The sequence below is a fragment of the Actinosynnema sp. genome, assembly GCF_052038725.1.
The window spans coordinates 1-2,291 of record NZ_JBQGCX010000849.1 but is presented as its reverse complement, the minus strand read 5'-3'; the positions used below and the strand labels follow the sequence as shown (position 1 = coordinate 2,291).

General features: G+C 71.8%; 3 protein-coding genes. All 3 read left to right on the top strand.

The features are described from left to right. The first annotated feature begins 507 nt into the window (after positions 1-507). Positions 508-1,077 (top strand): LutC/YkgG family protein, encoded by a 570-nt coding sequence (locus ACTUAL_RS17400; RefSeq protein ID WP_096493722.1) that lies wholly within the window; start codon positions 508-510, stop codon positions 1,075-1,077. A 266-nt stretch (positions 1,078-1,343) separates the two neighbouring features. Further along, entirely contained in the window at positions 1,344-1,913 is a 570-nt protein-coding gene (locus ACTUAL_RS17395; RefSeq protein ID WP_440901010.1) for a DinB family protein, read from the top strand. Beyond that, positions 1,910-2,291, top strand: a 382-nt coding sequence (locus ACTUAL_RS17390; protein ID WP_440901009.1) for a VOC family protein, incomplete at its 3' end; no start/stop codon positions are given. The genes ACTUAL_RS17395 and ACTUAL_RS17390, both read left to right, overlap by 4 nt.

Here is a 2,291-nt window from a genome sequence, read left to right as displayed (position 1 = left end):
GCGGGCGAACCCAGGGCAGTGCGCCCCTCAGACGAGGCAGGGCTAGCGCACCCCGCGGGCGAGCCCAGGGCAGTGCGCTCCTCAGACGGGGCCGGACCAGCGCATCCCGCGGGCGAGCCCAGGGCGACGCAGCCTGCTGAGGACGAGGCCAGGGCAGCACGGCCTTCCGGCGAGCCCAGGACAACGCAACCCGCGGGCGGCGGAGCAGGACCAGCGCACCCTTCGGCTACGGCCGACTCTGGGCGCCCCACCGGTGAGGCGGGACCAGCACAGCCTTCAGGCGCGGCTGGGCCGGACGAAGCGGGTTCGGCGTCAAGATCAAACGACACGACCTCGGCGCAAGGCCAAGTCCCGGCACGGAATTCGACCGGGACGCAGAGCCGAACTCCGCCACGTAATTCACCTTCAGCGCAGGGTGGAGTTCCAGCAGCACAGGGTCGGGCTCCAGCACAAAACTCGCCTTCCCCCCAGGACAAGGCCCTCGCACGGGGTCCGGCCCGCACCGAGGTGCTGGCCAGAATCCGCGCGGCCCTGCGCGACAAGCCCGTGGCCACCGCAGTGCCCCGCGCCTACCGCCGGGCGGGCGAGCGCGGCCCTGGCGACGTGGACCTGCTCGCCGAGCGGTTGCGCGACTACCGGGCGACCGTGACCTTCACGTCCCCCGCAGACCTGCCCAAGACCCTCTCCTCCCTGACAACGGGCAAGGTGCTGGCCGCTCCAGCCATCCCGCAGGAGTGGCTGCCCGACGCGGCACGCGAGGTCACCGACCTGGCGGACCTGCGCGAGTTCGACGCGGTGGTGACCTGCTGCCGGGTGGCCGTGGCGGAAACGGGCACGATCGTGCTGGACCACGACGCCCCCGACCAGGCCGAACGCGCGTGGACCCTGGTCCCCGACCACCACGTGGTCGTGGTCCGGCGAGCCCAGGTCGTCATGGGCGTGCCGGACGCGGTCGCCGAACTGACCGGCGTGCGCACCCAGACCTGGATCAGCGGCCCGTCCGCGACCAGCGACATCGAGCTGGAACGCGTCGAGGGCGTGCACGGCCCCCGACAGCTCGACGTGGTGATCGTGTAGCCACCACGACCTACGACCGCTCCACCAGCTTCACCAACTCCACCTCCCCGTCATCGAACCAACGCACCAACCACGCACCCACAGACCACGCCACACCGCATCGCGGCAGACCACACGCCGCACCCGGACCGCCCCGCCGGACACTTCATGATTTTAGTGAATCCGCAGGTAGCCCCACCACTACCCGGACAGCCTCACGAACGAGTGAACTTCCCCCTGTCCAACGAGGACAGCACCTGTCCGCGATCGCTGCCAGGGTGTGCGCCATGTCCGCACTCGACTGGAACCTGACCCTGCGCGACCAGTGGGAGCACCACTGGGAGCACCAGCTCAAGCCCAGGCTCGCCGACCTCACCGACGCCGAGTACTCCTGGTCCCCCACCCCGGACGCCTGGAGCGTGCGCCCGCGCGGCGCATCCCAGGCCCCCCTCCACGCGGGAGCGGGCGACTTCACCATCGACTTCGCCTTCCCCCAACCAGTCCCACCGCCGTTCACCACCATCTCCTGGCGCCTCGGCCACGTCATCGTCGGCGTGCTCGCCATGCGCAACGCGGCCCACTTCGGCGCACCCCCGGCCGCCTACGAGACCTGGGACTACGCGGGCACGGCCGCAGCCGCGCTGGAGCAGTTGGAGACCCAGCTGGCGCGCTGGACCGAGGGCGTGCGCGCCCTGGACGACACCGCGCTGGCCACCCAGGTCGGCGAGAGGGAACCGGCCTTCCCCGAACGCACCATGGCCGACCTGGTCCTGCACATCCAGCGCGAGCTGATCCACCACCTGTCCGAGGTCTGCCTGCTGCGCGACCTCCACCACCACACCGGAGCGCACCGATGAGCCGCCACGTCCAGATCACCTTCGACTGCCGCTCCCCCAAGGCCCTCTCCGCGTTCTGGCGCGAGGTCCTGGGCTACGTCCACCCCGGCCCGCCCGGCGTGGACCTGCCGGAGGGCGCCGACCCCCTCCAGGCCTGGGACGAGTTCCTGGACCGGATCGGCGTTCCGGAGTCCGAGCGCGACGCCCGCTCCGCCATCGAGGACCCCGAGGGCCGCGCCCCGAGGCTGTTCTTCCAGCGGGTCCCCGAGGACAAGGTGGTGAAGAACCGGGTGCACCTGGACGTGCGCGTCGCGCCCGAGCTGCGCGGCGAGGAGCGGATGGCCGCGCTGGAGGCCGAGTGCGCGCGGGTCGTGGCGCTCGGCGCGACCAGGCTCAGCC

Bases quoted from the DNA above. Each gene is read 5' to 3' on its own strand.
- ACTUAL_RS17395 (WP_440901010.1), top strand. From the start codon at position 1,344: ATGTCCGCACTCGACTGGAACCTGACCCTGCGCGACCAGTGGGAGCAC.